The sequence below is a fragment of the Oleiphilus sp. HI0061 genome, assembly GCF_001635675.1.
On the sequence record NZ_LWFE01001356.1, the window covers coordinates 1 to 26,059 of the forward strand.

The 26,059-nt window shown below is 43.9% G+C and carries 22 protein-coding genes; 7 read left to right on the forward strand and 15 right to left on the reverse strand.

Annotated elements, in window-relative coordinates:
• Positions 1-1,180: signal recognition particle protein (ffh, locus tag A3735_RS21360; RefSeq protein ID WP_068638598.1), on the reverse strand; the 1,180-nt coding region annotated here is incomplete at its 3' end.
• An 85-nt stretch (positions 1,181-1,265) separates the two neighbouring features.
• Here ffh and A3735_RS21365 point away from each other — a divergent pair.
• The 4 genes from A3735_RS21365 to A3735_RS21380 all read left to right on the forward strand — a co-directional run bounded on the left by A3735_RS21365 (position 1,266) and on the right by A3735_RS21380 (position 6,555).
• Entirely contained in the window at positions 1,266-2,063 is a 798-nt protein-coding gene (locus A3735_RS21365; RefSeq protein ID WP_068510840.1) for an inner membrane protein YpjD, read from the forward strand.
• Positions 2,064-2,095: 32 nt separating this feature from the next.
• Positions 2,096-3,349, forward strand: a complete 1,254-nt coding sequence (locus tag A3735_RS21370; protein WP_068510844.1) for an HlyC/CorC family transporter — start codon at positions 2,096-2,098, stop codon at positions 3,347-3,349.
• Between the two features lie 203 nt (positions 3,350-3,552).
• Positions 3,553-5,763 (forward strand): DUF1631 domain-containing protein, encoded by a 2,211-nt coding sequence (locus tag A3735_RS21375; protein ID WP_068638600.1) that lies wholly within the window; start codon positions 3,553-3,555, stop codon positions 5,761-5,763.
• Positions 5,764-5,766: 3 nt separating this feature from the next.
• Complete coding sequence (locus A3735_RS21380) at positions 5,767-6,555, forward strand: energy transducer TonB (RefSeq protein ID WP_068513268.1); 789 nt, start codon at positions 5,767-5,769, stop codon at positions 6,553-6,555.
• Between the two features lie 66 nt (positions 6,556-6,621).
• On the opposite strand, the gene grxD is transcribed toward A3735_RS21380, so the two are convergent.
• A complete protein-coding gene (gene grxD / locus A3735_RS21385; RefSeq protein ID WP_068513273.1) occupies positions 6,622-6,942 on the reverse strand; it encodes a Grx4 family monothiol glutaredoxin in 321 nt (106 codons plus the stop codon).
• 83 nt (positions 6,943-7,025) lie between these two features.
• The gene (locus A3735_RS21390; protein WP_068513276.1) at positions 7,026-8,573 is read right to left on the reverse strand and encodes a hydantoinase B/oxoprolinase family protein; all 1,548 of its coding nucleotides are present in this window, start codon (positions 8,571-8,573) and stop codon (positions 7,026-7,028) included.
• A 211-nt stretch (positions 8,574-8,784) separates the two neighbouring features.
• Here A3735_RS21390 and A3735_RS21395 point away from each other — a divergent pair, with 211 nt between their 5' ends.
• Genes A3735_RS21395 through A3735_RS21405 form a run of 3 tightly spaced genes read left to right on the forward strand, consistent with a single transcriptional unit; the run spans position 8,785 to position 12,050 of the window.
• Positions 8,785-9,987: an aspartate aminotransferase family protein gene (locus A3735_RS21395; RefSeq protein ID WP_231872212.1), complete on the forward strand. Its 1,203-nt coding sequence runs from the start codon at positions 8,785-8,787 to the stop codon at positions 9,985-9,987.
• Between the two features lie 55 nt (positions 9,988-10,042).
• On the forward strand, positions 10,043-10,951 hold the full coding sequence (gene argF, locus A3735_RS21400; RefSeq protein ID WP_068509298.1) for an ornithine carbamoyltransferase: 909 nt from the start codon (positions 10,043-10,045) through the stop codon (positions 10,949-10,951).
• A 28-nt stretch (positions 10,952-10,979) separates the two neighbouring features.
• Complete coding sequence (locus A3735_RS21405) at positions 10,980-12,050, forward strand: ABC transporter ATP-binding protein (RefSeq protein ID WP_231872213.1); 1,071 nt, start codon at positions 10,980-10,982, stop codon at positions 12,048-12,050.
• A 12-nt stretch (positions 12,051-12,062) separates the two neighbouring features.
• Here the strand turns inward: A3735_RS21405 and A3735_RS21410 are convergent, their stop codons facing one another.
• The 12 genes from A3735_RS21410 to gyrA all read right to left on the reverse strand — a co-directional run bounded on the left by A3735_RS21410 (position 12,063) and on the right by gyrA (position 25,976).
• On the reverse strand, positions 12,063-12,911 hold the full coding sequence (locus tag A3735_RS21410) for an alpha/beta fold hydrolase (RefSeq protein WP_068509302.1): 849 nt from the start codon (positions 12,909-12,911) through the stop codon (positions 12,063-12,065).
• Positions 12,912-13,027: 116 nt separating this feature from the next.
• Positions 13,028-13,609 carry a chalcone isomerase family protein gene (locus A3735_RS21415; protein ID WP_068509304.1) on the reverse strand — a complete coding sequence of 194 codons (582 nt, stop codon included), beginning with the start codon at positions 13,607-13,609 and terminating at the stop codon, positions 13,028-13,030.
• Complete coding sequence (pyrF, locus tag A3735_RS21420; RefSeq protein ID WP_082865164.1) at positions 13,602-14,327, reverse strand: orotidine-5'-phosphate decarboxylase; 726 nt, start codon at positions 14,325-14,327, stop codon at positions 13,602-13,604. Before pyrF ends, A3735_RS21415 begins: the two co-directional genes overlap by 8 nt.
• Positions 14,328-14,353: 26 nt before the next feature.
• Complete coding sequence (locus A3735_RS21425) at positions 14,354-15,532, reverse strand: tetratricopeptide repeat protein (protein WP_068509305.1); 1,179 nt, start codon at positions 15,530-15,532, stop codon at positions 14,354-14,356.
• Between the two features lie 3 nt (positions 15,533-15,535).
• Positions 15,536-15,835 carry a LapA family protein gene (locus A3735_RS21430; RefSeq protein WP_068509306.1) on the reverse strand — a complete coding sequence of 100 codons (300 nt, stop codon included), beginning with the start codon at positions 15,833-15,835 and terminating at the stop codon, positions 15,536-15,538.
• Between the two features lie 81 nt (positions 15,836-15,916).
• Complete coding sequence (locus tag A3735_RS21435) at positions 15,917-16,213, reverse strand: integration host factor subunit beta (RefSeq protein WP_068509308.1); 297 nt, start codon at positions 16,211-16,213, stop codon at positions 15,917-15,919.
• A 144-nt stretch (positions 16,214-16,357) separates the two neighbouring features.
• Positions 16,358-18,034, reverse strand: coding sequence for a 30S ribosomal protein S1 (gene rpsA / locus A3735_RS21440; RefSeq protein WP_068509310.1), 1,677 nt, complete (start codon positions 18,032-18,034; stop codon positions 16,358-16,360).
• A gap of 119 nt (positions 18,035-18,153) precedes the next feature.
• Complete coding sequence (cmk, locus tag A3735_RS21445) at positions 18,154-18,828, reverse strand: (d)CMP kinase (protein WP_068509312.1); 675 nt, start codon at positions 18,826-18,828, stop codon at positions 18,154-18,156.
• A 65-nt stretch (positions 18,829-18,893) separates the two neighbouring features.
• On the reverse strand, positions 18,894-21,119 hold the full coding sequence (locus A3735_RS21450) for a bifunctional prephenate dehydrogenase/3-phosphoshikimate 1-carboxyvinyltransferase (RefSeq protein ID WP_068553341.1): 2,226 nt from the start codon (positions 21,117-21,119) through the stop codon (positions 18,894-18,896).
• Entirely contained in the window at positions 21,110-22,243 is a 1,134-nt protein-coding gene (gene hisC, locus A3735_RS21455) for a histidinol-phosphate transaminase (RefSeq protein ID WP_231872046.1), read from the reverse strand. The genes A3735_RS21450 and hisC overlap by 10 nt, the downstream gene beginning before the upstream one ends.
• Complete coding sequence (gene pheA / locus A3735_RS21460) at positions 22,243-23,340, reverse strand: prephenate dehydratase (protein WP_068515499.1); 1,098 nt, start codon at positions 23,338-23,340, stop codon at positions 22,243-22,245. The genes hisC and pheA overlap by 1 nt, the downstream gene beginning before the upstream one ends.
• 11 nt (positions 23,341-23,351) lie before the next feature.
• Positions 23,352-25,976 (reverse strand): DNA gyrase subunit A, encoded by a 2,625-nt coding sequence (gene gyrA / locus A3735_RS21465; RefSeq protein WP_068515502.1) that lies wholly within the window; start codon positions 25,974-25,976, stop codon positions 23,352-23,354.
• Positions 25,977-26,059: the final 83 nt, after the last annotated feature.

Sequence of the window (26,059 nt, forward strand, 5' to 3'; positions counted from 1 at the left end):
CAGTATCAGGGAAGCGACGTTCTTTGGGCGTCATCGAGGATATAATCGCTTCCATCTGCCCTAAAGACTTATCATTAACTTGCTGTTGTGCAGCCTCTGCCATCTGCCCCATACCCGGCAACTTATCCAGCAAATTACCAACACCACCCATGTTTTTCATTTGTTGCAACTGGTCGCGAAAATCTTCTAAATCAAAGGATTTACCCTTTTTGATCTTTTTAGTAAGTTTTTCAGCTTTCTTCTTATCAAGATTACGCTCAGCCTCTTCAATCAGAGTCAGAACATCACCCATCCCCAAAATTCGAGAAGCCAAACGATCCGGATAAAACGGCTCTAATGCATCGACTTTTTCACCCATCCCCATAAACTTGATAGGCTTGCCGGTAATATGGCGCACAGACAATGCCGCACCACCACGGGAGTCGCCATCAGCTTTTGTCAGAATAACACCCGTCAATGGCAGAGCCTCATCAAAGGCCTTCGCAGTATTTGCTGCATCCTGCCCCGTCATAGAGTCAACAACGAATAAGGTTTCTACCGGAGTAATCGCCTGATGCAACTCTTTAATCTCAAGCATCATTTCATCATCTATAGCCAATCGACCCGCTGTATCGACAATCAAGACATCGCAAAAGGTTTTCTTGGCTTCAGATATCGCTGCATTAGCAATATCGATTGGTTTCTGATCAGTGGTGCTCGGGAAGAAGTTCGCTCCCACCTCTCCAGCCAATGTTTCAAGCTGCTTGATCGCCGCAGGACGATAAACATCCGCACTCACAACCATTACCTTTTTCTTTTCCCGCTCAGACAAGTGACGAGCCAGCTTGGCAACAGAGGTAGTCTTACCCGCACCCTGTAAACCCGCCATCAAAACAACAGCCGGAGGTTGGGCATTTAAACTCAAGCCTTCTGACTGAGCCCCCATCATTTCAACCAGCTCAGCATTCACTATCTTAATAAATGCCTGACCGGGCGATAAGCTACGCATGACTTCATAACCAATCGCGCGCTTTCTAACCTGCCCAATAAATTGTTTAACGACTGGCAAAGCCACATCAGCCTCAAGCAATGCCATTCGAACCTCTCTCAAAGTTCCTTTAATATTATCTTCAGTTAAGCGGGCTTTGCCGGTAACTTTTTTAAGACTCTCTGATAAGCGATCGCTCAGATTTTCAAACATGTTTAATCTCTATATTATTGCTATGTAATTGCAAACGGCGCATTATAACCATTTAACAGCCATAAGTTGAACATCAAGCTAAATAATGAATATCTTTGTACTCAGTTTTTTGTCGGTCGGACTGTATTTCACAGGGACAATCTATCAAACCCTCGTGTATCTCAGAAAAATTAATGCCAAGCACTTCATCTCCCTTTTAATCGGAGCCAGTGCGGCAAGCTTGCAGCTAATAGTTACTTTAGAGCAAACCTTCCGTGACAACTACGCCGCCTTTAGCTTCTCAAACTCAGCATCACTTATCGCCTGCGTTATTGTTATCGGGCTTTTATTGGCATCCAGCAGAAAACCACTCCAAGCAATTTTTCTTGCCGTTTACCCTTGCGCTGCACTTAGCGTAATCACCCTACTCGCCTTTAACGACAGCAGCCAATCATTCTCACCACAAAGCAGCGGCATCTTTATACACGTTATATTATCACTCATTGCCTACAGCGTCTTTTCGATTGCCGCCGTACAAGCATTACTTGTTCATATGCAGAACAACAACCTAAAGAAGCGAAACCACACTATACTAATGCGCAATTTGCCGCCACTCCTGACCATGGAGAACTTACTGTTTGAAATGCTATGGAGCGGCACTATCCTGCTTGCTCTTGCCATTCTCGCCGGTTTCATTTTTGTCGATGACCTATTCGCTCAACACTTGGCACACAAAACCGTTTTATCAATTCTTGCTCTGCTCACATTCTCTGCACTACTCGCAGGCAGAAAAATTTATGGCTGGAGAGGAATCACAGCCAGCAAATGGACACTTTGGGGCTTTAGCCTTCTAATGCTAGGTTTTTTCGGTAGCAAGCTAGTTCTTGAAACAATAAGCAAATAACCCGACAACCTTCATATAAACGGTAAACAACATTGAACGACGCCTCTATACCTTCTCTATTACTATTTCTGCTTTTTCTAATCATTTTATCTGGTTTTTTCTCTAGCTCAGAAACTGGCATGCTGTCGCTCAATCGCTACAGACTTAAACACCTAAAGAAAAATGGCCATAAAGGCGCGGAGAAAGCCAGCAATCTACTAGATCGAACCGATCAATTAATTAGCGTCATCCTAATTGGAAACAACTTTGTAAACATACTAGCCTCGTCAATAGCAACGGTCATTGCCATTCGACTATGGGGTGACGCAGGCATCGCAATTGCAACCGCAATCTTGACGCTAGTTATACTAATTTTTGCTGAGATAACACCTAAAACCATTGCAGCCTACCACCCGGAAAAGGTTGCCTTTCCCGCCGCACACATACTAAAACCTCTACTAAAGCTACTCTACCCAGCTGTCTGGTCAGTTAACCTTGTTACTAACTTCCTATTAACAAAACTCGGCTTTAGTACAAACGGAGAAGAAGAAAACCACCTAAGCCGAGAAGAACTGAGAACACTTGTTAATGAATCTAGCACCTTGATCCCACGCAAACACCAGGAAATGCTACTGGGGATTCTAGACCTAGAGAAAGTCACCGTTAACGACATCATGATTCCCAGAAACGAGATTGTTGGCATCGATATAGACGATGACCTGGATGATATTTTTCAGCAACTAAAAACCACCCAACACACACGCCTCCCCGTATACAAGGGCGATATAAACAACATCATTGGCATCCTACACCTTCGCAGCATGACTCGCGTACTTTCAAATGACGAACCGAACAAAGCCATGCTACTTCAAGCTTGCAGAGAACCTTACTTCACTCCTGAGAGTACTACACTCAACACCCAGCTAATACACTTCCAGCGGGAGAAACGTCGAATTGCCATTGTAGTTGATGAGTATGGCGACGCTCTCGGCATTGCCACAATGGAAGATATTCTGGAGGAAATTGTTGGGGAGTTCACTACTGATTACTCTTCAAGCAGCAGCCAAGACATCACACCTCAAGAAGATGGTTCATTTCTCATCGATGGCACAGCCACGATTCGAAATATTAACAAAACACTTGGCTGGAACCTACCTGTCAACGGTCCGAAGACACTTAACGGCTTGATAACGGAAACTCTCGAAACCATACCTGACACCCCCGTTTGCCTTTACCTTCAGCATCACCGGACAGAAATCAGACAAATCAAGGATAACGTCATTAGAACCGCCCAAATTTCACCATAGAAACTGAAAAAACAAACGCACCACTCATTTTTTTTGTCTTATGTAATAATTTGTTATTTTTTTTATATATATTTGCTTTATAATCTCAGGATTGATATAGAAGTAGTAATAATTTTTATATTGCGGGTAAGATGTACCTGCTTTTGTTCAGTGCCTTTATTTTTGTTAAGCATTGAAAGTCATTCAGCATACGGGAAAGGACGATGAATAAGTCATCTAGCGTTAGCTTTATCGGAGATCGCAATAGTCGACCTTCCAGGCTCGATAACGCAAGATCAGCTGAAGCTCTCAAAATTTGCAATATTGTTGTAAGAGACATGCATGCCCTTCTGCAAGGCATGTTTGACGGCATAGATGACTCTTTTTTCGAGCTTGCTAACAATGCTAGAAACAACAATGAACAAAACCGCTTCTTTGAAGCAATGCGCGATATTCGCATTAAGCGCAAGAATATTGAGAATGACTTTAAGTCCAGTATCGAAGCGCAGTTTTCCCTTGAGCAAGTTCTTACTCCCTCTTCGAAACTAAACGCACCAGTCGAACCGAAAGGTTTTGAAAGTCTAAGCCTAGTTCAGAATGACGACCTCGAAGAGGAAGTCGCGATATCATCTATGGCGACTAAAGCCCAGGCAAATTTTCAAGGCCCTTTACTTCAGTTTCATACTCGAATTTGCAACCTATACGGCTGCGAGAACAATGAAGATGCAAACCTTCCTCTAGGCTTAAAAGACGTAATAGAAAGCTTTACAAGCGCCTGTGAAGTGCTTGAAATAGAGTTAAAAGAGCGGTTAATTGTTTTTAAGCAATTTGATCGATATGTTCTATCAAACCTTGGTCCTGTGCTAGACGAAGCCAACAAAACATTAATACGCCTTGGCATTATGCCATCGCTAAAAGCACCTCGCACCAAGCAAGGTAGCAAGACTGCCTCTTCGCCACATGATAAATCAACGCATGCTTCCGAAGACACGACTGCCAAGCAGCAAAACACTACAAATGTACTACCTCAGCTGCAAAACTTACTAGCAAATATTCGTAATAATCTAGGCCCCCAAGCGCTCAGTGCTGATGACAATCCTGGCCTGCCCACTCAATATGTGAGCACTCAAGACTTAATATCGCTACTCTCTGCCATCCAGGATATAGCGCCATCAACTAACAATAGCGCTGACCCTAAGGTTATTAATATTCATCAGCAGCTAAAAGCCCAACTAAGCCAAGGCAGCGATCAGCCAACAACCCAACCAAAATTTAAGCAAATAGATGAAGACTTGATCAACCTTGTCTCAATGCTATTTGAATTTATTCTAGAGGATTATAATCTGGCTGCGCCGATACAAGTCCTCATTAGCCGCTTACAAATACCCATACTCAAAGTAGTCATTAAAGACAATAGTTTCTTCAGCTCTAGCAAACACCCTGCCCGCAAGCTCCTCAACTCGCTAGCTAAAGCAGGTATAGGCTGGAACGAAACACAAAACAAAGGCGATGCGCATTACCAGGCAATTTTTGATACAGTTCAGAACATTCTTGATAACTTTACCGGCGATATCCAGCTTTTTGAAAAGCTATATGAAGAATTTAGTGCTTTTGTTAAAAAAGAAGAAAAGAAATCTAAGATTGTCGAGCAAAGAACAAAGGAATCTGAAATTGGCCAAATTAAGTCTCGCCAAGCTCAAAAATGTGTCGAAGATAAGCTAGATTCATTGCTAGATAGCTCTCAAATTTCTATTCCTGACTTAGTCCTTGAAACAATTCGCGGTGGCTGGAGTCGCGTTATGTTTCTAGCATACCTGAAAGACGAAGAAGAGCATCAGTGGGAACACAGCTGTAAAACAGCCGAGAACCTAATCTGGTGTTTGCAGCCGTTTGAAAAACCTAAAGATCGCCAGTACTGGATCGCCATTGCCCCTAAAGTATTAAAAGAGCTTAAGTCAGGTCTTGAAGAAGTTTCCTATAATACAGCCGATCTTGACCAGGCACTTGTCGAGATTCGCTCAACACTCACAAACACATTTAAGCAAAACTCATTTAACTTGAGTCATAATATTGTTCCTCCTGTAAATGAGGAGAACGAGCCAAAGGCTGAAACTGCAATTGAGCGCCAACAAGCATCGATAGACTCCAGTTTAAATAAATATATTGAGCAAATTGAGCAAATTGAAGTTGGCACTTGGTTTGAGTTTACAAACAACGATAGCAAACAGCGATGCAAGCTGTCAGCGGTCATCAATGATGCAGATAGCTATATTTTCGTCAATCGCATGGGGCTAAAGTCTTGTGAAAAAACCAAAACCGACCTGGCGAATGATCTAAAAAGGAAGCACGTAATTGTTCTAGAGCAAGGACTGCTAATTGATAGAGCCATGAACGCACTAACCAGTAGCCTAAGCCAGAAAGCAAGTACACTCTAATTTGTGAATACCGAGAGCAACCAAAGTCTTCGGCTCAGCTTAGCGGCTTTCGCTGCCATTTTGATTCACACAATCTTGGCCCTATTGATCTACTGGCTCGACATATCATTCCTTGAAACCAAGGAAAAGACTATCCCCTTCAAGCTAGTATCTGCAGACAGAAGCTCGCAATTTTCAAGCTCATCACTTAGCGCCGAAGAAAACTCACGCGCAGCACAAGAATATTTAGCGACACTTAACCAATCGCAATTTAAAAGCGACACCCAAACTAAACGTGACTCCTCATCAAAAGGCAGCCTAAGTCCTAATCAAAATGCCGTGAAGAAGCTGTCGGACAAACACACTCGGCTAGACAGCCCTGCTTTTCGTGGATCTAATCCAAGCACGGCAATTCACGGATTACAAAATATTTTCAGCCGCGATAAGCAAAGCCTTAAACCCAGCCAGACAAAACAAGTCTCGAGCAAGGAACTTGAGCAACTCAGCGACTACGAGATTTTACTTTTGAGCGCACTCAGGAAGGACTCTCTATACGACCCTTTTCATGCGGTAATGAACACTCACAAACGTAAAGAAGTTGCCTATACAATAACGCTTCGCTTATTCCCCAATGGAGCAATAAAAAACGCTTTGATAAAAGAGCCTAGTGGAATTATGAAAATAGATGAATTAGCGTTACAAGCGGCTTATAGAGCGAGCCCTTTCCCAACGCCACCTCATGAAGATATTCAAAAAGGGTACAAATATGACATTCCTTTCATCATCTACCAAAACAAAAACATCAGTAAATAACTAGAACACAAAAAAAGAAGAAGAGAGCCGACCTTGAGACGAGATTAAAGTCGGCTAAAGTACAACTTATTCAGCGGAAGCAGCAGCGCTTACCATCTTTTTCAGCTCACCAGACTCGTACAGTTCGGTGACAATATCACAACCGCCTACAAGTTCACCTTTTATGTATAGCTGCGGGAATGTCGGCCAACTTGAGTAAACCTTAAGGTTCTCTCTCAACTCAGGGTGTTCTAAAATATTAATATAAGCAAATCGCTCCTCACAAGCCATCAGCGCCTGTGATGTTTTGGCAGAAAAGCCGCATTGTGGTTGCTGAGGCGAGCCTTTCATGTATAGCAGAATATCATTGCTTTCAAGTTGCTCTTTAATCGTATCCATTATTGACATCGGTATTTACCTGTAGAGTTAAATCTTTCGCCACCTAGTTTACTATCTTTTGATAAGACCAACCATATTAGTCAGGTATTTTTTCAGAGTTTCTCCCCCCAGGCTCCGCCACCAGGTGTGTTGATCGTTAAAACATCACCCGCCCCTACCTTAAACTCTGCCTTACCATCCAGCACCCTAGCATTAAGTACATTTTTACCTGGGCACCCTTCAGCACCACCTTCGAGTCCCCACGGAGCTTTCGAGCGACGCTCAGTTAACAAAGTGACCTGAGCCGCCTGCTTAAACAGGTAAGAGCGGATGACGCCATCTCCACCTGAATGCTCCCCTATGCCACCAGAGCCCGCCCTAATACCGTATTGCATAACCTGCATCGGATAATGAAGCTCCAGGCTCTCTATGGGCGTGTTAAGCGTATTCGTCATATGACACTGGCGCGCAGTAATACCTTCAAATAACTCACCTGCCCCTGCTCCACCAGCGATTGTCTCGTAATAGTTCCATGGCGTCGGAGCTGTCCCTCCCATCGCAACATTATTCATCGTTCCCTGTGAGGCGGCAGGCACTTTAAGTCCTATTTGATGCAATGCTCCAAGCACAACATCTACAACACGCATACTTGTTTCAACATTCCCTGCTGAAACGGCAGCTCCAGGTAGAGCATTTAGTAGCGAGCCACTGGGCGCAGAGATATTAATCAGTTTGAACACCCCATCACAATGAGGTACATACGCTGGCATTAGTGCTGCAAACACATAGTACACAGACGCAGCACATACACTAAGAGGGCAATTTAGATTCCCCTTAACCTGTGCTGATGTTCCGGTAAAATCCAGCGTAATTCCCTCACTATCGATAGACACTTCAACTTTAATTAGAATATTTTCAGTACCTACCCCGTCGCCATCAAGGTAATCTGAAAAACTAGCCCTCCCTTTCGGCAAACGCTCTAGGTAATTCGCTGCAAGCGTTTTACCATAGTCATTCAATTGCTCAATGCCTTGAACAAAACTCTGACGTGTCATCCGCGACTCAATAAACCACTGTTCCAGGCGCTCCAGACCTACAACGTTCGCACTGAGCTGTGCAATAAAATCTCCTGGCAAATCGTCGGCATTAGTGTTCTTTTCTATGCTTGATAATAATTCGAGACAAACCTTATTCAGTTTTCCTTGAGAATATAGTTTTTGGGGAGAAATAATTACGCCTTCATCTTCCAAGCTTGTTGAAAGCGGCATTGAGCCAGGAGAATCACAACCGATATTGGCATGATGCGCACGATTCGCAACAAAGCCACTTAGCTCTTCACCAACAAAGAATGGTGCAATCAATGTTACATCAGGAAGATGAGTCCCACCCTTAAAAGGATCATTTAAAACCAGAACATCGCCTTGCTTCCAATCAAACTCAGAAACTATTCGGGTCATTGCATAAGCCATGCTACCGAGATGAACAGGAATATGCGCAGCTTGGGCCACGATTTTTCCATCACAATCAAAAAAAGCGCAGGAATAGTCAAGACGGTCTTTTATATTTGGAGAAAAAGCACTTCTTTGCAAAACCAGGCCCATTTCTTCACATATCGACTTTATTTGACCCGAAAACACCGCTAATTCAACCGCATTAAGCACAATAAAAACTCTCAATTCGTCACAAGATTTGAATATGGTAACCAGAATACATCAACTACATTTTCCAAGGATCAAGTATCACCAGATACATCTTGATCGCAGGCTAAAAATTGAAGCCCAAAAACAATTGATTACCATGAAAGATCAAGCTAACATATTATCTTTATACAGGCAGCATTTAGCTGCCTTTTTGCGTTAATAAGAGACTGAAATGAACAACGATCAACCGCTGATGAGCACTTATGGCAGACTACCTGTTGCTTTTGAAAATGGTGACGGCGCCTGGCTATACGACACTGACGGAAACAAATACTTTGATACCTTTTTTGGTATAGCTGTTTGCGGCCTTGGCCATTCACACCCCGCAGTTACCAAAGCAATCAAAGATCAGGCCGGCCGCCTACTCCACTGTTCAAATCTTTATCACACGCCTTTACAAGTCAAACTTGCACAGACCTTATGCCAAATATCAGGTATGGAAAAAGTTTTCTTTTCCAACTCCGGTGCTGAAGCGAATGAAGCCGCTATTAAGCTAGCCAGAAAGTATGGGCATGACAAGGGTATACAGACTCCCACGATTATCGTCATGGATCAATCTTTCCACGGCAGGACTATGGCGACCTTGACCGCGACAGGAAACCGAAAAGCACAAGCGGGCTTCGAGCCTTTACTAGGCGGCTTTGTTAGAGCACCATTCAATGACGTTAAAGCTGTTGAAGCGATTGCCAAATCGAACCCTAATGTTGTCGCAATTCTAGTCGAGCCCATTCAAGGTGAAGGAGGTCTCTCAATCGCTGAGGACGGTTACCTAAAATCTTTGCGTCAGATCTGCGATGAGAATGACTGGCTATTGATGTTAGACGAAGTTCAAACAGGTAACGGCAGAACGGGTAATTATTTTGCTTATCAAGGGTATGATGTAACACCTGACGTTGTGACAACTGCAAAAGGCATCGCCAATGGCTACCCTATTGGTGCATGCATGGCAAAAGGCAGCGCAGCCGATGTTCTTACTCCCGGCACTCACGGTTCGACCTTCGGCGGAAACCCTCTTGGCTGTGCAGCTGCACTAGCGACAATCAATGAAATTACAAGCCATAAGCTTTGTGATAGAGCATCTGTTCTCGGAGAACGCATTCTTAAAGAACTTGAGAATGAACTTTTGGCAGCTAACTACGTTGCTGATATTCGCGGCAGGGGCTTAATGATCGGCATTGAACTGACCGAACCTTGCCTAGAGCTCGTTCCACTAGCCAAGGCAAAAGGCTTACTATTGAACGTCACTTCCGAAAAAGTGATTCGACTTCTACCGGCACTGAATATGAGTGACGACGAGTGTGAATTCTTAATTGACGCCGTCGTACAAATCATTCGCCTATATTCTGCCGACGATCGCAGCAGGCCCCGCTCTTAACTGGGCAGGAAACACTCTACCTCCACGATCAAATCGTTTATTTATTGAGAGACAAATGGCACTAAGACACTTCTTAACCTTAAATGACCTTTCCAGCCAAGAGCTTAAGCAAGTTATTGAGCGAGCTATCACACTTAAAACCGAGCATAAGCAAGGTAATATCTATGAGCCTCTCAAAAATCGCGTTTTAGCACTAATCTTCGAGAAGTCTTCTACCCGAACTCGTGTTTCTTTCGAGTCTGGCATGGCTCAATTTGGTGGTTCATCTCTATTTTTGTCTCCTCGGGATACGCAATTGGGTCGTGGAGAACCGGTTGAAGATAGTGCTAGGGTACTATCACGTATGGTTGATGCAATTACTATTCGAACCTTCGAACATGAGAAACTGGCATTATTTGCACGACACTCCTCGGTGCCAGTCATTAACGCCCTTACAGATGACTTCCACCCCTGCCAATTACTTGCCGATATGCAAACCTATCACGAACATAGAGGCTCAATCGAAGGCAAAAAAGTCGTATGGGTCGGTGATGGTAATAATATGTGCCATTCTTTCATTAACGCTGCAGCACTACTTAACTTCGAGTTGGTCATCTCATCACCCGTCGGCTACGACCCAAATAACGAGTTGCTCAAAAAGAATCAAAAACATGCTCATATTGTACGAAACCCAATTGCCGCCGTCAAAAATGCCGACTTAGTTGTAACTGATGTCTGGGCATCAATGGGGCAAGAAGAAGAGCAAAAAGAGCGCATCAACAAGTTTAAAGACTATCAAGTTAGCCCGGAACTAATGAGCGTAGCGAACTCTGATGCCCTATTCATGCATTGCCTGCCTGCACATCGTGGAGAAGAAATTAGTCACGACATGCTGGATCACCCCAGCTCAGTCGTTTGGGATGAAGCAGAAAATAGATTACATTCTCAAAAGGCACTTCTTGAGTTTTTATTGTGTAATGCTTAAGTAAACATAAGAAAGGATTTAGTAGCACGTGTCTTCACCAACAAAGATGAGCAATATACTCGAAGTTAACGATGTACAGTGCAACTATGAAAACCTAATCGTCATTAAAGACCTTTCTTTTAAGCTGGTCAGAGGTGATATAGCTTGTTTACTTGGGCCAAGTGGGTGTGGCAAAAGCACCATTCTCCGCGCTATCGCCGGCTTTGAGAATCTTGAAGCCGGCACAATCAATTTGAACGGCTTAACTATATCCAGTACCAACAAGGTACAAGCCCCCGAGAAAAGACGGATTGGCATGGTATTTCAAGACTATGCCCTCTTCCCCCACCTTAGCGTCAGCCAAAATATCGCTTTCGGCCTCACAGGCATTAAGGACAAAACCGAAAAGTCAGCTCATATTGAAAAGTTAATTCACTTAGTCGACCTAGATGGCTATCAAAACAGCTTTCCACATGAACTGTCTGGCGGGCAACAACAACGAGTAGCGCTAGCACGAGCTTTAGCGCCTGAACCCGAACTTATCCTACTAGATGAACCTTTTTCAAATCTTGATGCTGAGCTACGCAACCGTCTAAGCATTGATATCAGGAACATTCTTAAGACTTTAGGAATCAGTGCAATATTAGTGACTCATGATCAGAAAGAAGCATTCGCTATGTGTGACTATATTGGCGTTATTGATCAAGGAAAAGTTCAACAATGGGGAAAACCCTACGAGCTATATCACGAACCCGTAAATCCTTTTGTCGCTAGGTTTATTGGACACGGCACCTTTATCAAAGGTGAAACCTTAACACCCGATACCTTCTCAAGTGAGGTCGGTGTGATTCAAGGCAATCGTGCTTATAACTGGCCAGAAAAAACCAGGATTGAAATACTAATTCGTCCCGACGATGTAATTTATAAACCAGGAGCAAACCTGAATGCCGTCGTCAGCTCGAAAATTTTTGCAGGCACCTCAACCCAATACCAATTAAAGCTTGCCTCTGATACGGCTCTCGATGTCATCTTCCCTAGCCACCAGGATTTTAATATCGGAGAAACCATTAATATCGCAATCGACGCAGAGCACCTGATTGCATATGAAGTATCAACCTAAACTAAATTGGCTTTAGTTGGCGCTGCAATGCTGTGACTCCTCAGCAGTGCGCTCAAAAAACTCAGCGTAAGTCTCAAGTAGTTCAGGCTTCTCCCAATGCAAAAAGTGCCCCACCCCTTTGACTAGCTGAAACTCTCCATTCGCCAGCATTTTAGTAGCTTTACGCGTGTCAAAGAGGTCCATAATGGTATCGAACTGCCCCATAACAACTAGCACGGGAATCGCAATCGAGCTCAACTCAATATGCTGCTTAAGATCCCCCATCTGAGTAACCGACCGACTATGCTCATAAAATGATGCATACTGCTCCTCACTCATATCATTAAACTGGCTAATAATTTGGCGCTTTAAATGCTCAGGAATAAGTTGGCCAAACTTCTCTATCATCAATGGCGCAATTTCAGCGCCACGCCCCTGCTCAATATAAGACTGAACTTGATCTATAATTACCTGAAGGACTGAATTTGCACGCGTGCCAAAACTGCCAAGAACAGCCCGATTAAACAAATCCGGATAACGATCCAAATAAGAAGCCGCAACAATTGAGCCCCAAGAGCCGCCAACTAAATATCGACTAGAGTACTTTTGCGCATCAATTCTGACTAATAACTCATGCAAGGCATCCACTTGCTCTTCAAGCGATACCCCCATGCAACCGTAGTTAATTTTTGCACGCCCTTGCCCAGGCAAGTCAAATACCAGGATGCTGTATTCAGTTTGAAAACGAGAGACAAAACTGCGCCATGCAGACATGGTTTGTTTTGCACCGCCAATGCATACCATTAACTTATCTGAAGAGCCATATAGCCTATACGGAATTTCAAATCGTGAGACCTCAAGTTTCCCTGCGATTTTATTCACACAAGCCTCCTTCCACCTAATGTCACTGAGCGAGCAGTTAAGGGTGATAGAAATCAGAGCAGATAACAAGTTAATTGGGTAAGATTTGTGAAAGTATGCCTTAAAAGATCAAAATCTTAATTCAGGCCTTTAGTTAACATCGCCTGATCTACAACAGATTGCCCCCCTAACCAGATCGCACGTAAAGCACGAGAGAGGGCTGTATTCGAAAATGAGGAAACACGCACGTTATTGTAATAAAAACTCACCTTCCCCTCTGGCTTAAAGAATATTTTGAGAGAGTCTCCCTCTTTTACATCTGTATTGATACTGGACACCAGCTTAGTTATTTCTTGAGAAAGCGCCTGAAAGTCGTGATTTGAAAGATTTTTCTCAAGCCCTTCTGACAAAGCATTGTGAACCTTCTCTTTAGGCAAATCTCTTTCATAATTCAGAGTTAGAAGCTCTGCATAATTACTCTTGTTAGACTGGGAAACACTTCGGTAATAAGCGACATCATAGACATCAAAAAATAGGAATGACCGTTCCGCTTCTCCTATCAATACGAATGTATAGGTCTGCTGCATATGCGCTAGATAGCTTATTACGGGAAAACCCAAAGTGCTTGACGCTTCATGTTTCGATTCCGGCCCGGCAAAACTAAGCATAACAGGAACAAAACAGAACAAAGCTATCAAGCTTTTTGAAACCTTACCCAAGCGCCAGCTCCTTGGTTATCTTTGATAAGGCATCCATTGGGTCATCAGCTTGAGTAATTGGCCTACCTATCACCAAATAGTCTGAGCCAGCCTGAACAGCTTCATACGGTGTCATAATCCGCTTCTGATCCCCCACTGAAGCAAATGCAGGCCTTATTCCCGGGGTCACCAACTTAAAGTCAGCCCCTAAGTTAGCCTTTAACTCAGCTACCTCGTGTGAAGAACACACTACGCCATCCATTCCTACATCTCTACTGAGCTCGGCCAATCGATTTACCTGCTGTTGCGCTGACACCTCCAAACCAAGCTCATGAAGGTCTGCGTCTTGCATGCTAGTCAACACCGTAACAGCAATCAACAAGGGCTTTTTCTGATAGCTAGTTAACTTGGAAACGCAGGCTTCCATCATCTGCCGTCCACCAGATGCATGAACATTTACCATCCAGACACCAAGGTCTGCAGCCACAGCAACTGCATTAGCTGTCGTATTTGGAATATCGTGAAATTTTAGATCGAGAAACACCTCAAAACCAAGACCATGCAGGGACTCCAATATCTGAGGTCCACAACGTGTATATAGTTCCTTCCCGACCTTTACCCGGCAGTATGAGGGGTCTAGAGACTCAGCCATTTTTATTGCACTTGCCGAGTCAGGGTAATCAAGCGCAACTATTAGTGGTGATTTTTGTTCTACCGAAGACATGTCTGTACCTTGCATATAAATCCTTACAATTCCGAAATCGTTTAATTCACGACCTTTTTTTCATACTCTAATACCGGTTTAATCGTCTGCCAGCTCTTACAACTAGGACAATTCCAGTGCAGCTGCCCACCGTTAAATCCACACTGAGAACAGCGGTATTTCTCTTTCTTATCACTCTCACGGGATATAATTCTAATCAATTGGCGAGCCAACTTCGGGTGAATGTCATCAGACATGCCCTCCATACTAAATAAATAGTTTAATGCTCGAAGACTTGGCAAACTGGAAAGCTGGTCAAGCAGGAATTCAAATGCTTCATCCTTACGCCCCTGAGCTTCCATTGAAGCAACGACTGCCAACATCACTGGCATCTGCCCTGTATCTTCGTAAAGGTTTTTAAGATACGCCTGATGCTGATCAAAAGATTCTGTCTTGACGGTGCACTCTAACAAAAGAGGCAAAGCTAAAATGATGTCTTCAGGAGCTATTTCTGCAACTTGCTTTAAGAAACGAATAGCTTCTCCATACCTCTCATCCTGTTGAGCAAGCGCAGCCTGTCCAAGCAAAGCCCTGACACACAATTTATTAACTCCCAAAGCCTGCTTAAATAAATTGATTGCTTCCCTTTGCTGGTTACTTTTTAGCTTTTCCTCAGCAAGCTCACAATAGTACTGAGACAGTCGAATCTTTATTTCGGGATGACGCCTTAAATCAATCTCTTTAGCAATGACCAATGCGCCTGACCAGTCTTTTTCACGCTCACAGATATCAAGTAATAAAACCTGACTACGATAGGAGTATCTTTTAGATTGTGTTAATTGTAACAATAAAGACTCTGCTCTATCGAAAAGGCCTGCAGCTTTATAGTCTTTTGCTAGCTCAAATATCACAGCATCACTGGCTTCATTTGAGATTTCTGGGTGAGCCATTAGATTCTGGTGAATTAGTATAGCTTTCTCTACCTCACCTTGTTTTCTAAAGTGCGTACCGATAGAGATGTGTGTTTGAAGAGTTTCTTCGGATACTTCCAGGGAGTTAATCAATCGATCTATAGCATCATCGGAATAACTATCAAAAAGCAGCTGGAGTCGGTGCTTTTCACCGACCTTTGTTTGGCTAGGTTCGCTAGTAGGAGACCTTTTCTGCTTAGCGCTATATCCGAGCAACCAGCCTAAAGAAAGCGCTAAAAACAGAAAAACCCAGAGCTGCGCAGTTTCCATTTACTAGCCTTTTGAGGTCGCTCTTTTAAGTCTCGACAGTTTAGTTTCTGTTGTCTGGAGACGCTTATCTTTAATTTTTTTCGAACCAAAAAGGGAAATCTGAGTCGGTACAGAAAATAAGAAACCAAGAATGAGGCCAACAACCAAGCTGCCTAACACCCAAAACCCCACACTAAGAGAGGTGAACTCGACAAATAATAGATCCACAGCTACAAGCGCATCATTTCGTAAAACAAAAACAACACAAGCGAGTAGAATAACTACAAAAAGAAGAAATGAAAGAGCGAATAAAATACGTGCCATTAATAAAACCTGACTCAAATATTGAAACGTGCCTAGATCTTTACCATGTTAACACGCTGACTATATTAGAGGCGAATTTGATTAATAGCCTTCTTTTAGACTCTCATTTACACGATCTCTAAGCTCTTTACCTGGCTTAAAGTGAGGCACATGCTTTGCCTGAAGACTAACAGACTCACCTGTTTTCGGATTTCTACCCATCCTTGGTGCTCGATAGTGTAGAGAAAAACTACCAAACCCACGAATCTCAATACGCTGCCCTGACGACAAGGTATCAGACATAAGATCAATAAGTGTTTTTATCGCCAGCTCAACATCTTTGACTGACAACTGCGTTTGCTTCGCAGCAATAATTTCAACTAATTCGGACTTTGTCATTAACTGTTCGATCCCTAAAAGACTCAACAATAACGTTGCTTTTTTTCAGTGTAGACAAAGAAACCAAAAAAACAAAAAAAACGGGCCTATAGCCCGTTTTTTTTGATTATATTACAACCAGTTAGTTGTATTGATGAAAGCGCATTACTTGTTTTGCATTTGCTCTTTAATCAAATCACCGATTGTAGTTGGTCCAGCAGACTCAACTTGCTTCTCACGAACTTCTTTCATCGCCTGCTTTTCGTCATCGATATCTTTAGACTTAACAGACAAATTAATTACGCGATTCTTACGATCAATATTGATGATCTTAGCTTCTACTTCATCGCCTTCTTTAAGCTGAGTAGTTAGATCTTCAACACGATCCTGACTCATTTCAGAAGCTTTCAAAGTCGCTTCAACATCTTCGCCAAGTTCTACAATAGCTGCTTTCGCATCTACTGACTTAACAGTACCTGTAACGATAGTACCTTTATCGTTAACCTGCACGTATTCAGCAAATGGGTCGCGCTCAAGCTGCTTGATACCTAAAGAGATACGCTCACGCTCTGGATCAACAGAAAGAATCACAGTTTCAATCTCGTCGCCTTTCTTGTACTTACGAACAGCTTCTTCGCCAGTTTCGTGCCAAGAAATATCAGACAAGTGAACTAGACCGTCAATGCCGCCATCCAAACCAATGAAGATGCCGAAGTCAGTGATAGATTTGATCTTACCGCTAACTTTATCTTCTTTGTTGAACTTGCTTGAGAACTCTTCCCAAGGATTAGCGTGACACTGCTTAATACCTAGAGAAATACGACGACGCTCTTCATCGATATCAAGAACCATTACTTCAACTTCATCACCTAACTGAACAACCTTAGATGGGTGAATGTTCTTGTTAGTCCAATCCATTTCAGAAACGTGAACAAGACCTTCAACGCCTTCTTCAATTTCTGCGAAACAACCGTAGTCAGTTAGGTTAGTTACGCGCGCAGTTACACGAGTATTCTCTGGGTAACGCTCTTTGATCTGTACCCATGGATCTTCACCTAGCTGCTTAAGGCCTAGTGAAACACGGTTACGCTCACGATCAAACTTCAATACTTTAACATTGATCTCGTCACCAACATTTACGATTTCACTTGGATGCTTAATACGCTTCCAAGCCATATCTGTAATGTGTAGAAGACCGTCAACACCACCTAAGTCAACGAAAGCACCGTAGTCAGTAAGGTTCTTAACGATACCCTTGGCTTCCATACCTTCAGCCATTGACTCAAGCAATGCTTCACGTTCTGCACTATTTTCAGCTTCAAGCACTGAACGACGAGAAACAACAACGTTGTTACGCTTCTGATCTAGCTTGATAACTTTAAATTCTAATTCTTTACCTTCAAGGTGTAGCGTGTCACGTACTGGACGAACATCAACCAATGAACCAGGAAGGAAGGCACGGATAGTTTTCAGCTCAACAGTGAAACCACCTTTAACCTTACCGTTAATCACACCTTTAACGATTTCTTCAGCTTCAAATGCTTTCTCAAGCTCTTTCCAAGCTTCAGCACGCTTAGCCTTCTCACGAGATAGGCGTGTTTCACCGAAGCCATCTTCAACAGCATCTAGTGCAACATCAACAGAGTCACCGATCTTTAATTCGACTTCACCGCTCTCGTTAACAAATTGAGATAGAGGTATAACACCTTCTGACTTTAGGCCAGCGTTTACTGTAACCCAGTCGCTATCAATATCTACTACAACACCCGCAATAATTGCTCCCGGGGTCATATCGATTTCATTTAGACTCTCTTCAAATAACTCTGCAAAGCTCTCGCTCATTACAATTCCTGTGTGATTAAATTCTCCGTACCACCAGCATGTACGGTTTATTTATTGAAATGGGTTTTGCATTGCTGGCCAACGTTAACCAAAACCCAAAAGTTTAGAAGTCGTATTTATTAAGATTTCCGCTCAATAAAATTAACAACTTCCTTTAAAACTTCTTCGATAGAAAGCCCTGTAGTATCAACATGATACGCATCTTCAGCGGCTTTGAGCGGAGCATTTTTTCGCCCCATGTCTCGGGCGTCTCGCTCTTCTATCTCCTTTAAAAGGGGCGCGATTTTAACATCTTCCCCCTCCGCCTTCAACTGCTTAAAGCGTCTATCCGCCCTAGCTTCTGCGCTCGCTGTCATAAATACCTTATATTCTGCCTCTGGAAACACCACTGTCCCCATATCTCGACCATCAGCAACCAAGCCAGGCTCGACTGCAAAGTTTCTTTGCCTTTGCAATAATGCTGCGCGAACAGATGCCAAAGGCGCTATCTTTGACGCATCATTACCCACAGTTTCTGTACGAATATCATTCGTCACATCCTGACCACCAAGTAATACTCTGACAGGCTCACCGTACTCAGATGGAACGAATTCAACATCTAACTTCTCAGCGACTTCAGCCAAAGCCTCTTCGTTATCGAAAGCAACCCCCAACCTAGTAGCAGCCAGCGCGGTAAGACGATAAAGCGCCCCGCTATCAAGCAAAGACCAGCCCAAATGCTTCGCCACGAGCTGAGCAATACTCCCCTTACCCGCGCCGCTGGGACCATCTATCGTTAATACTTTGCATGTCATTCAACTATCTCCAATTTTTTGAATGTCACGAAATTTTTCAGCACCATTCTTTACTACAACTCGTTTTACTCGGAATCGTCTTCAACGCTAATATTCAGACCCACTTCACTAGCCAACTCAACAAAATTTGGAAATGACGTCGCAACATTAGCACAATCCCTAATCACGATTTCACCCTTCGCTCTTAATGAAGCGACAGCGAAAGACATCGCTATTCTATGATCGCCATGACTATGAACTGTACCGCCTTGAATCTCAGAATTCTTGATCACTATACCGTCGTGCTTAACATCCGTTCTAACACCCAGCTGCGCCAAACCATCAGCCATCACTTGTATACGGTCGCTTTCCTTAACACGAAGCTCTTCAGCGCCACTTAAGACCGTCTCTCCCTCAGCACAAACCGCAGCAATAAACAAAACAGGAAACTCATCGATCGCAAGCGGAACCTGATCCTCTGGAATTTTAATTCCTTTAAGAGGTGCATGCTTAACACGAATGTCGCCTACAGGCTCACCACCTACGACAGACTCATTCATTACCTCTATATCAGCACCCATCTGGCGTAAAATGTTGATAATACCAACACGCGTAGGGTTTAGGCCTACGTGCTTGAGTGTCAAATCAGCGCCTGGGCAGATAGATGCAGCAACCATAAAGAAAGCTGCAGAGGAAATATCCGCAGGCACATCAATAGACCCGCCTTTCAGAGAACCACCTCCAGCCAAAGTAGCAACTGCACCCTCTCGCTTTACCGGATAACCAAAACCATTAAGCATACGCTCTGTATGGTCTCGAGTCGGCGCTGGCTCCTGAACCTGTGTTTCGCCATCAGCGTATAAGCCCGCCAATAACAAACAAGACTTAACTTGCGCACTGGCCATTGGCATATCATAACGAATACCTGCCAGAGTTTGAGAACCACTAATTTTTAGAGGCGGACGTCCACCTTCCGCAGACTCAATTTTCGCACCCATTTGACGTAATGGGCCAGCAACTCGCTCCATTGGCCGCTTAGATAAAGACTCATCACCCGTCAATTCCGTATCAAATTTTTGCCCGGCAAGTAGACCGGCAAATAAACGCATACCAGTTCCTGAGTTACCAAGGTAAAGTGGCCCAGGAGGCGCTTGAAGACCATGCAGACCAACACCATGAATCTTAACTCGCCCTTCTTCTGGCCCCTCAATTACAACCCCCATATCCCTAAAGGCCTGAAGTGTCGCCAGACTATCTTCGCCCTCAAGAAACCCTTCAACTTCCGTCACTCCTTCTGCAAGAGCGCCTAACATTATTGAACGATGGGAAATCGATTTATCGCCCGCTACTCGGATATTTCCGCGAACTTCACCGCCAGGTGCCATTTTGAACGTTACATTTTTAGTATTCATAGTATCGGTATACGACTGTCCGTTTAGTATTTTTGAAAAGTGCTCTCTCGCAGACTTAGCTCGCGTAAAAACGCCTAACAAGTGCTGACTATCGCCTTGCTCGACACTGGTTCTCAAGGAAGCAAGGTCTGAAGTAAAGTGATCTAAAACCTTAAGTAAGGCATCTTTATTGGCAAGAAAAATGTCATGCCACATCAAAGGATCACTTGCGGCAATACGAGTAAAATCTCTAAAGCCTCCCGCTGCATAACGGAAGATCTCTTGGTTCTGCTCCTCACCGGCAAGCGTATCGACCAACGAAAAGGCTAACAAATGTGGCAAATGGCTAGTCGCAGCAAGGACTTCATCATGCTTCTCAATCGACATTTCAAGCACGGTCGCACCGGCCATACGCCACATAGACCGAACCAGGGACAAAGCAAGATGGTTAGTATTTTTTAAGGGTGTCAATATGACTTTATGGCGCTGATATAAATTTTCATCAGCAGCCATGACTCCACTGCGTTCCGAGCCCGCTATTGGGTGCCCCGGAACGACAAACGAAGGTACCTCACCATAGACTGCTTCAACAGCCTCAAGAAAGCATTTTTTTACGCTACCAACATCGGTAACAACAGCCCCCTCTTTCAATGACACCTTTACTTCACTTAAGACATCTTCAAATGCCTTTACAGGAACCGCCAGCACAACCAAGTCAGCACCTTTCACTGCCGCAGCGATAGATTCAGCAGCCTCATCGATAACTCCTAACTCAACACCAAGCTTAGCCTCACTATGATTTAAGGAGTAACCGCAAGTGTGTGCTGCAAAACCTTCAGTTCTCGCGGCCTTAGCCAAGGAGCCACCAATCAACCCAACACCAATTACAGCCAACCTTGCAATGCGCGAGCTCACAAGCATCCTTCCTCTCGTAAAGAGTCGAGTGCTTTAATAAACTTTGAATTCTCCTGCTCCAAACCAATAGATACACGAAGGAACGAGTTCATACCGTAATTCGCTACAGGGCGCACAATCACACCAAGCTTCAACAAGCGCTGATAAATTTCCATAGCATCAACACCCGTATCAAAGGTAATAAAGTTACCTTTTGACGGAATAAATTCTAGCCCGAGATGCTCAAGAGCAAGCGCCATCTGACACATCCCTTGAGCATTACACTCAACACTAGCCTTTAGGTAGGCATCATCTCTTAAAACAGCAGCTGCTGCGGCTAATGCTAAAGAATTGACATTAAACGGGTGCCGTACACGATTAAGGATATTCGCGATACCCGGATGAGAGACAGCATAGCCCACACGCAAAGAAGCCAACCCCCAAGCTTTGGAAAAGGTTCTAGTAACAATCAGATTTGTGTGCTTTTCGACAAGACCGATACCATCCGGAAAGTCTTCATCGGAAATGTATTCACAATAAGCTTCATCCAAAACAACAATCACTCGTTCCGGCACCTTGGCTAGAAACTCAAGCAAAAGATCTTTATTGATCGATGTCCCCGTTGGGTTATTCGGGTTAGCAATAAATATTAGTTTGGTTTTCTCAGAAATTCGCTCATACATTGCATCAAGGTCATGACCCCAATCTTTTGAGGGAGCTACAACAGCTTTAGCACCTACAGCCTGACAGGATATCGCATAAACTGCGAAGGCATATTCAGAGAAAATTACTTCAGAATCTCGATCAGAAAAACAACGAGTAATAATATCCAACAAGTCATTTGAGCCGTTGCCAAGCGTCATGCTCTCAAGGCTGATGTCATGCCCTTGAAATGACAGATACTCTTTTAAGGCATACTTTAGTTTATAGCCATTGCCATCAGGGTAACGACTTCCCTCAGCGAGCTCAGCTGAAATGGCTTGTTTTGCCAATTCACTCATACCCAGAGGATTTTCATTACTTGCCAGCTTTACAATATCGCTAATACCCAACTCTCGTTCTAGCTCGTCAATGGGTTTTCCGGGTTGATAAGGATGCAAAGCCTGGACAGGCGCTACAGCCAAACCTGAAAGCTGGTCAGATTTTTTCACTAGAGCACACCCACCGGGTAAGAACCGAGATGTTTAATTTCTACCGCATCAGGAGAAACCTGCTGAACAACTTTCTGCACGCCTTCGTCATCGATATGACCTTCGAAATCAATAAAGAACACATAGGCCCAAGTACCGGAATTCGAAGGCCGAGTTTCCAGGCGGGTAAGGCTAATATCATTTTGATGGAAAGGCTCAAGGACGTGATATAGTGCCCCTGGTTTGTTCTTGGCCGACACCATAATAGAGGTCTTATCTTGACCGCTAGCAGGAACAACATCGCTACCGATAATCAAGAAGCGGGTCGTATTATCAGGCTGATCTTCAATATTCTCGACAAGTTTGAGTAAGCTATACTGCTCGGCTGCCATGTCACCAGCGATCGCAACAGCCCCTTCTTCTTTCATGCTGAGCTTTGCAGCCTCGGCATTACTACTAACAGCAACACGCTCAACTTGAGGGCAATTCGCATCCAACCATTTCCGGCACTGCGCCAAAGATTGCTGATGGGAATAGACTCGTTTGATATCAGAGGGTTTGATTTCATCATTCGATAGCAAGTGGTGATGAATTCTTAACTTCACTTCACCAGCAATGAATAAAGGTGAATTTACGAAACTATCCAAAGTATGATTAACAACGCCTTCCGTTGAGTTCTCAACTGGTACAACGCCATAGTTTGCCTGGCCAGACTCCACCTCTCGAAACACTTCATCAATTGCACTCATAGGCTGAGCATGAACAAAGTGTCCAAAATGTTTTAGGGCCGCTGCATGCGTATAAGTACCTTCCGGCCCTAAAAAAGCTACCTTCATTGGTTTTTCAAGGGCTAGACAACAGGACATTATCTCTCTGAAGAGCTTAGCAACATCTTCATCTGGCATAGGCCCCGTATTGCGTTCCATTACGGCCCGCAGGACCTGAGCCTCTCGCTCAGGGCGATAATACTGCACAAGCTCATTACCGGCAGCAGCCTGCTTCACCTCAGCAACACGCTGAGCACAAGCTGCGCGCTGGTTGATCAAAGACTGAATATTTTGATCAATCTCATCAATCTGAGCCCGTAGCTTTGCGAGCTCTGTTGCTTCATCTACCATTATATTTCCAGTTAGGCCTCAGGTGATTGATCTGAAGATTCATCTGATTCACTCGAAGCGCCTGCCTCAACAGTATCAGTTCCCTCTTCTATTTCTTGTTCATCAAGACTAGACTCATCAACACGCTCCACACCAACTAAATGCTCATTCTCTTGAGATAGCTTGATCAGCCTTACACCCTGAGTATTTCGACCGAGGATCGAAACTTCTTCTGTACGAGTTCTAACCAAAGTGCCTTTATCGGAAATAAGCATCAGCTCATCACCTTCCTTAACTTGAACCGCAGACACCAACAAACCATTTCGCTCGGAGCATTGCATTGCAATCACGCCTTGACCACCACGCCCGATTACTGAGAATTCATCCATGCGAGTACGCTTACCGTAACCATTTTCACTTGCAACCAATAACAGGCCTTCTTCTTCAGGAATAATCAAGGATACAACCTGATGCTCTTCAGCTATTTTAATACCGCGAACACCTCGAGCAGTTCGTCCCATCGCTCTTACATTTGACTCATGGAAGCGAATCATCTTACCCGAGTTACTCATCAACATAATGTCACGGTCACCATCAGTGATCGAGGCTCCGATCAACGTATCCCCGTCATCAAGAGCTAAAGCAATCAAACCAGAACTACGTGGGCGAGCAAAGTTTTCGAGCGGAGTTTTCTTAACCGTACCGTTAGCTGTAGCCATAAAGATAAAGTTATTTTCAGTGTACTCATGAACAGGCAAGAAAGTCGTTACGCGTTCGCCTTCATCCAATGGCAGAATATTCACCATTGGGCGACCACGAGAACCACGGCTGGCCTGCGGAATTTCGAACACTCTCAACCAGTAAACCTTACCTTTATTGGTAAAGCATAAAATCGTATCGTGGGAATTGGCCACGAGTAGTTTTTCGATAAAGTCTTCATCCTTCATCGACGTTGCAGACTTCCCTCGACCACCGCGACGCTGAGCCTGATAATCTTCAACAGGCTGAGTTTTTGCATAGCCTCCATGAGAAATAGTAACTACCAGGTCTTCTTCATTGATTAAATCTGCAACTGTCAAATCACGACGTGAAGAAATAATCTCACTACGGCGCTCATCTCCATACTCTTCAAGAACCGCTTCAAGCTCCTCACGAATAACCTGCATCAATTTAACCGGATCACTCAGAATCGCTAAAAACTCTCCGATTCGCTCTAGTATCTCACGATATTCGCCAATGAGTTTTTCCGTTTCCAAACCGGTCAAACGGTGCAAACGCATATTCAGAATTTCTTGAGCCTGAGTTGGCGATAAGTAATATTTACCATCACGCAAGCCATACTGTGGTTCTAAATCATCTGGGCGACAGGCATTCTCACCTGCACTAGCAAGCATCGCGGTCACATCACCAGGACTCCAAGCTTGAGCCAAGAGTTTTTCTTTCGCTTCCGCAGAACTTGGTGACTTCTTGATTAACTCAATAACCGGATCGATATTTGCCAAAGCAACCGTTAAACCTTCCAACACATGCCCACGCTCTCTCGCTTTACGGAGCAAGTAGACTGTTCTACGAGTAACGACTTCTCTTCGGTGCTTGACGAATATTTCTAGCGATTGCTTTAGATTGATCGTCTTTGGCTCACCATCAACCAAAGCAACCATATTAATACCAAATACGTTCTCAAGTTGAGTCTGGGCATAAAGGTTGTTCATGATCACTTCAGGCATTTCGCCACGTCGAAGTTCGATCACTATTCGCATACCTTCTTTATTAGACTCGTCACGAAGCTCGGTAATACCTTCGATCTTCTTGTCTTTAACAAGCTCGGCTATTTTCTCTATCAAACGGGCTTTATTAACCTGATATGGAATTTCTGTAACGACAATGCGCTCTTTTCCATTCTTATCGGTCTCGACCTCATAGCGCGCTCTTAAATAAATTTTCCCGCGGCCAGTCTGGTAAGCCTGGACTATCCCTGCACGACCATTAATAATCGCAGCGGTTGGAAAATCTGGACCTGGAATAATTTCCATCAACTCTTCACAGGTAATATCACTATTTTCCATCAGAGCAAGGCAAGCACCAACAACTTCAGTTAAGTTGTGTGGTGGAATATTAGTCGCCATACCAACAGCGATACCTGACGAGCCATTCACCAACAGGTTAGGAACTCTAGTCGGCATAACTTCGGGTATCTGCTCGGTACCGTCATAGTTAGGAACAAAATCGACTGTTTCTTTGTCCAAGTCAGCAAGCAACGAATGAGCAAGCTTCTGCATACGAATTTCGGTATATCGCATCGCAGCTGGGTTATCACCATCTATGGAACCAAAGTTACCCTGTCCATCTACAAGCATGTAACGCAAAGAGAAAGGCTGAGCCATTCGTACAATCGTATCGTATACGGCGGAGTCACCATGAGGGTGATATTTACCGATTACGTCACCGACGACACGTGCTGACTTCTTGTACGCCTTGTTCCAGTCATTCCCCAGTTCGCTCATCGCAAACAAGACTCGACGATGCACAGGCTTGAGACCGTCACGCGCATCAGGCAAGGCACGACCAACGATAACACTCATCGCATAATCGAGATACGACTGCTTCAATTCGTCTTCAATATTAACTGGAAGGATTTCTTTCGCTTGATCACCCATATGGACAGCGTTCCTGTTTATTCTGATTATTAAAATAAAGGTCGCGATTCTAACATATTTGAATGTCAAAAGTGACCATATTT

Bases quoted from the DNA above. Each gene is read 5' to 3' on its own strand.
- grxD (WP_068513273.1), bottom strand. From the start codon at position 6,942: ATGTCAATAATGGATACGATTAAAGAGCAACTTGAAAGCAATGATATT.
- A3735_RS21435 (WP_068509308.1), bottom strand. From the start codon at position 16,213: ATGACAAAGTCCGAATTAGTTGAAATTATTGCTGCGAAGCAAACGCAG.
- cmk (WP_068509312.1), bottom strand. From the start codon at position 18,828: ATGACATGCAAAGTATTAACGATAGATGGTCCCAGCGGCGCGGGTAAG.
- A3735_RS21430 (WP_068509306.1), bottom strand. From the start codon at position 15,835: ATGGCACGTATTTTATTCGCTCTTTCATTTCTTCTTTTTGTAGTTATT.
- A3735_RS21425 (WP_068509305.1), bottom strand. From the start codon at position 15,532: ATGGAAACTGCGCAGCTCTGGGTTTTTCTGTTTTTAGCGCTTTCTTTA.
- pyrF (WP_082865164.1), bottom strand. From the start codon at position 14,327: ATGCAAGGTACAGACATGTCTTCGGTAGAACAAAAATCACCACTAATA.
- pheA (WP_068515499.1), bottom strand. From the start codon at position 23,340: ATGGTAGATGAAGCAACAGAGCTCGCAAAGCTACGGGCTCAGATTGAT.
- rpsA (WP_068509310.1), bottom strand. From the start codon at position 18,034: ATGAGCGAGAGCTTTGCAGAGTTATTTGAAGAGAGTCTAAATGAAATC.
- A3735_RS21395 (WP_231872212.1), top strand. From the start codon at position 8,785: ATGAACAACGATCAACCGCTGATGAGCACTTATGGCAGACTACCTGTT.
- A3735_RS21450 (WP_068553341.1), bottom strand. From the start codon at position 21,119: ATGCTTGTGAGCTCGCGCATTGCAAGGTTGGCTGTAATTGGTGTTGGG.
- gyrA (WP_068515502.1), bottom strand. From the start codon at position 25,976: ATGGGTGATCAAGCGAAAGAAATCCTTCCAGTTAATATTGAAGACGAA.
- A3735_RS21365 (WP_068510840.1), top strand. From the start codon at position 1,266: ATGAATATCTTTGTACTCAGTTTTTTGTCGGTCGGACTGTATTTCACA.
- argF (WP_068509298.1), top strand. From the start codon at position 10,043: ATGGCACTAAGACACTTCTTAACCTTAAATGACCTTTCCAGCCAAGAG.
- A3735_RS21375 (WP_068638600.1), top strand. From the start codon at position 3,553: ATGAATAAGTCATCTAGCGTTAGCTTTATCGGAGATCGCAATAGTCGA.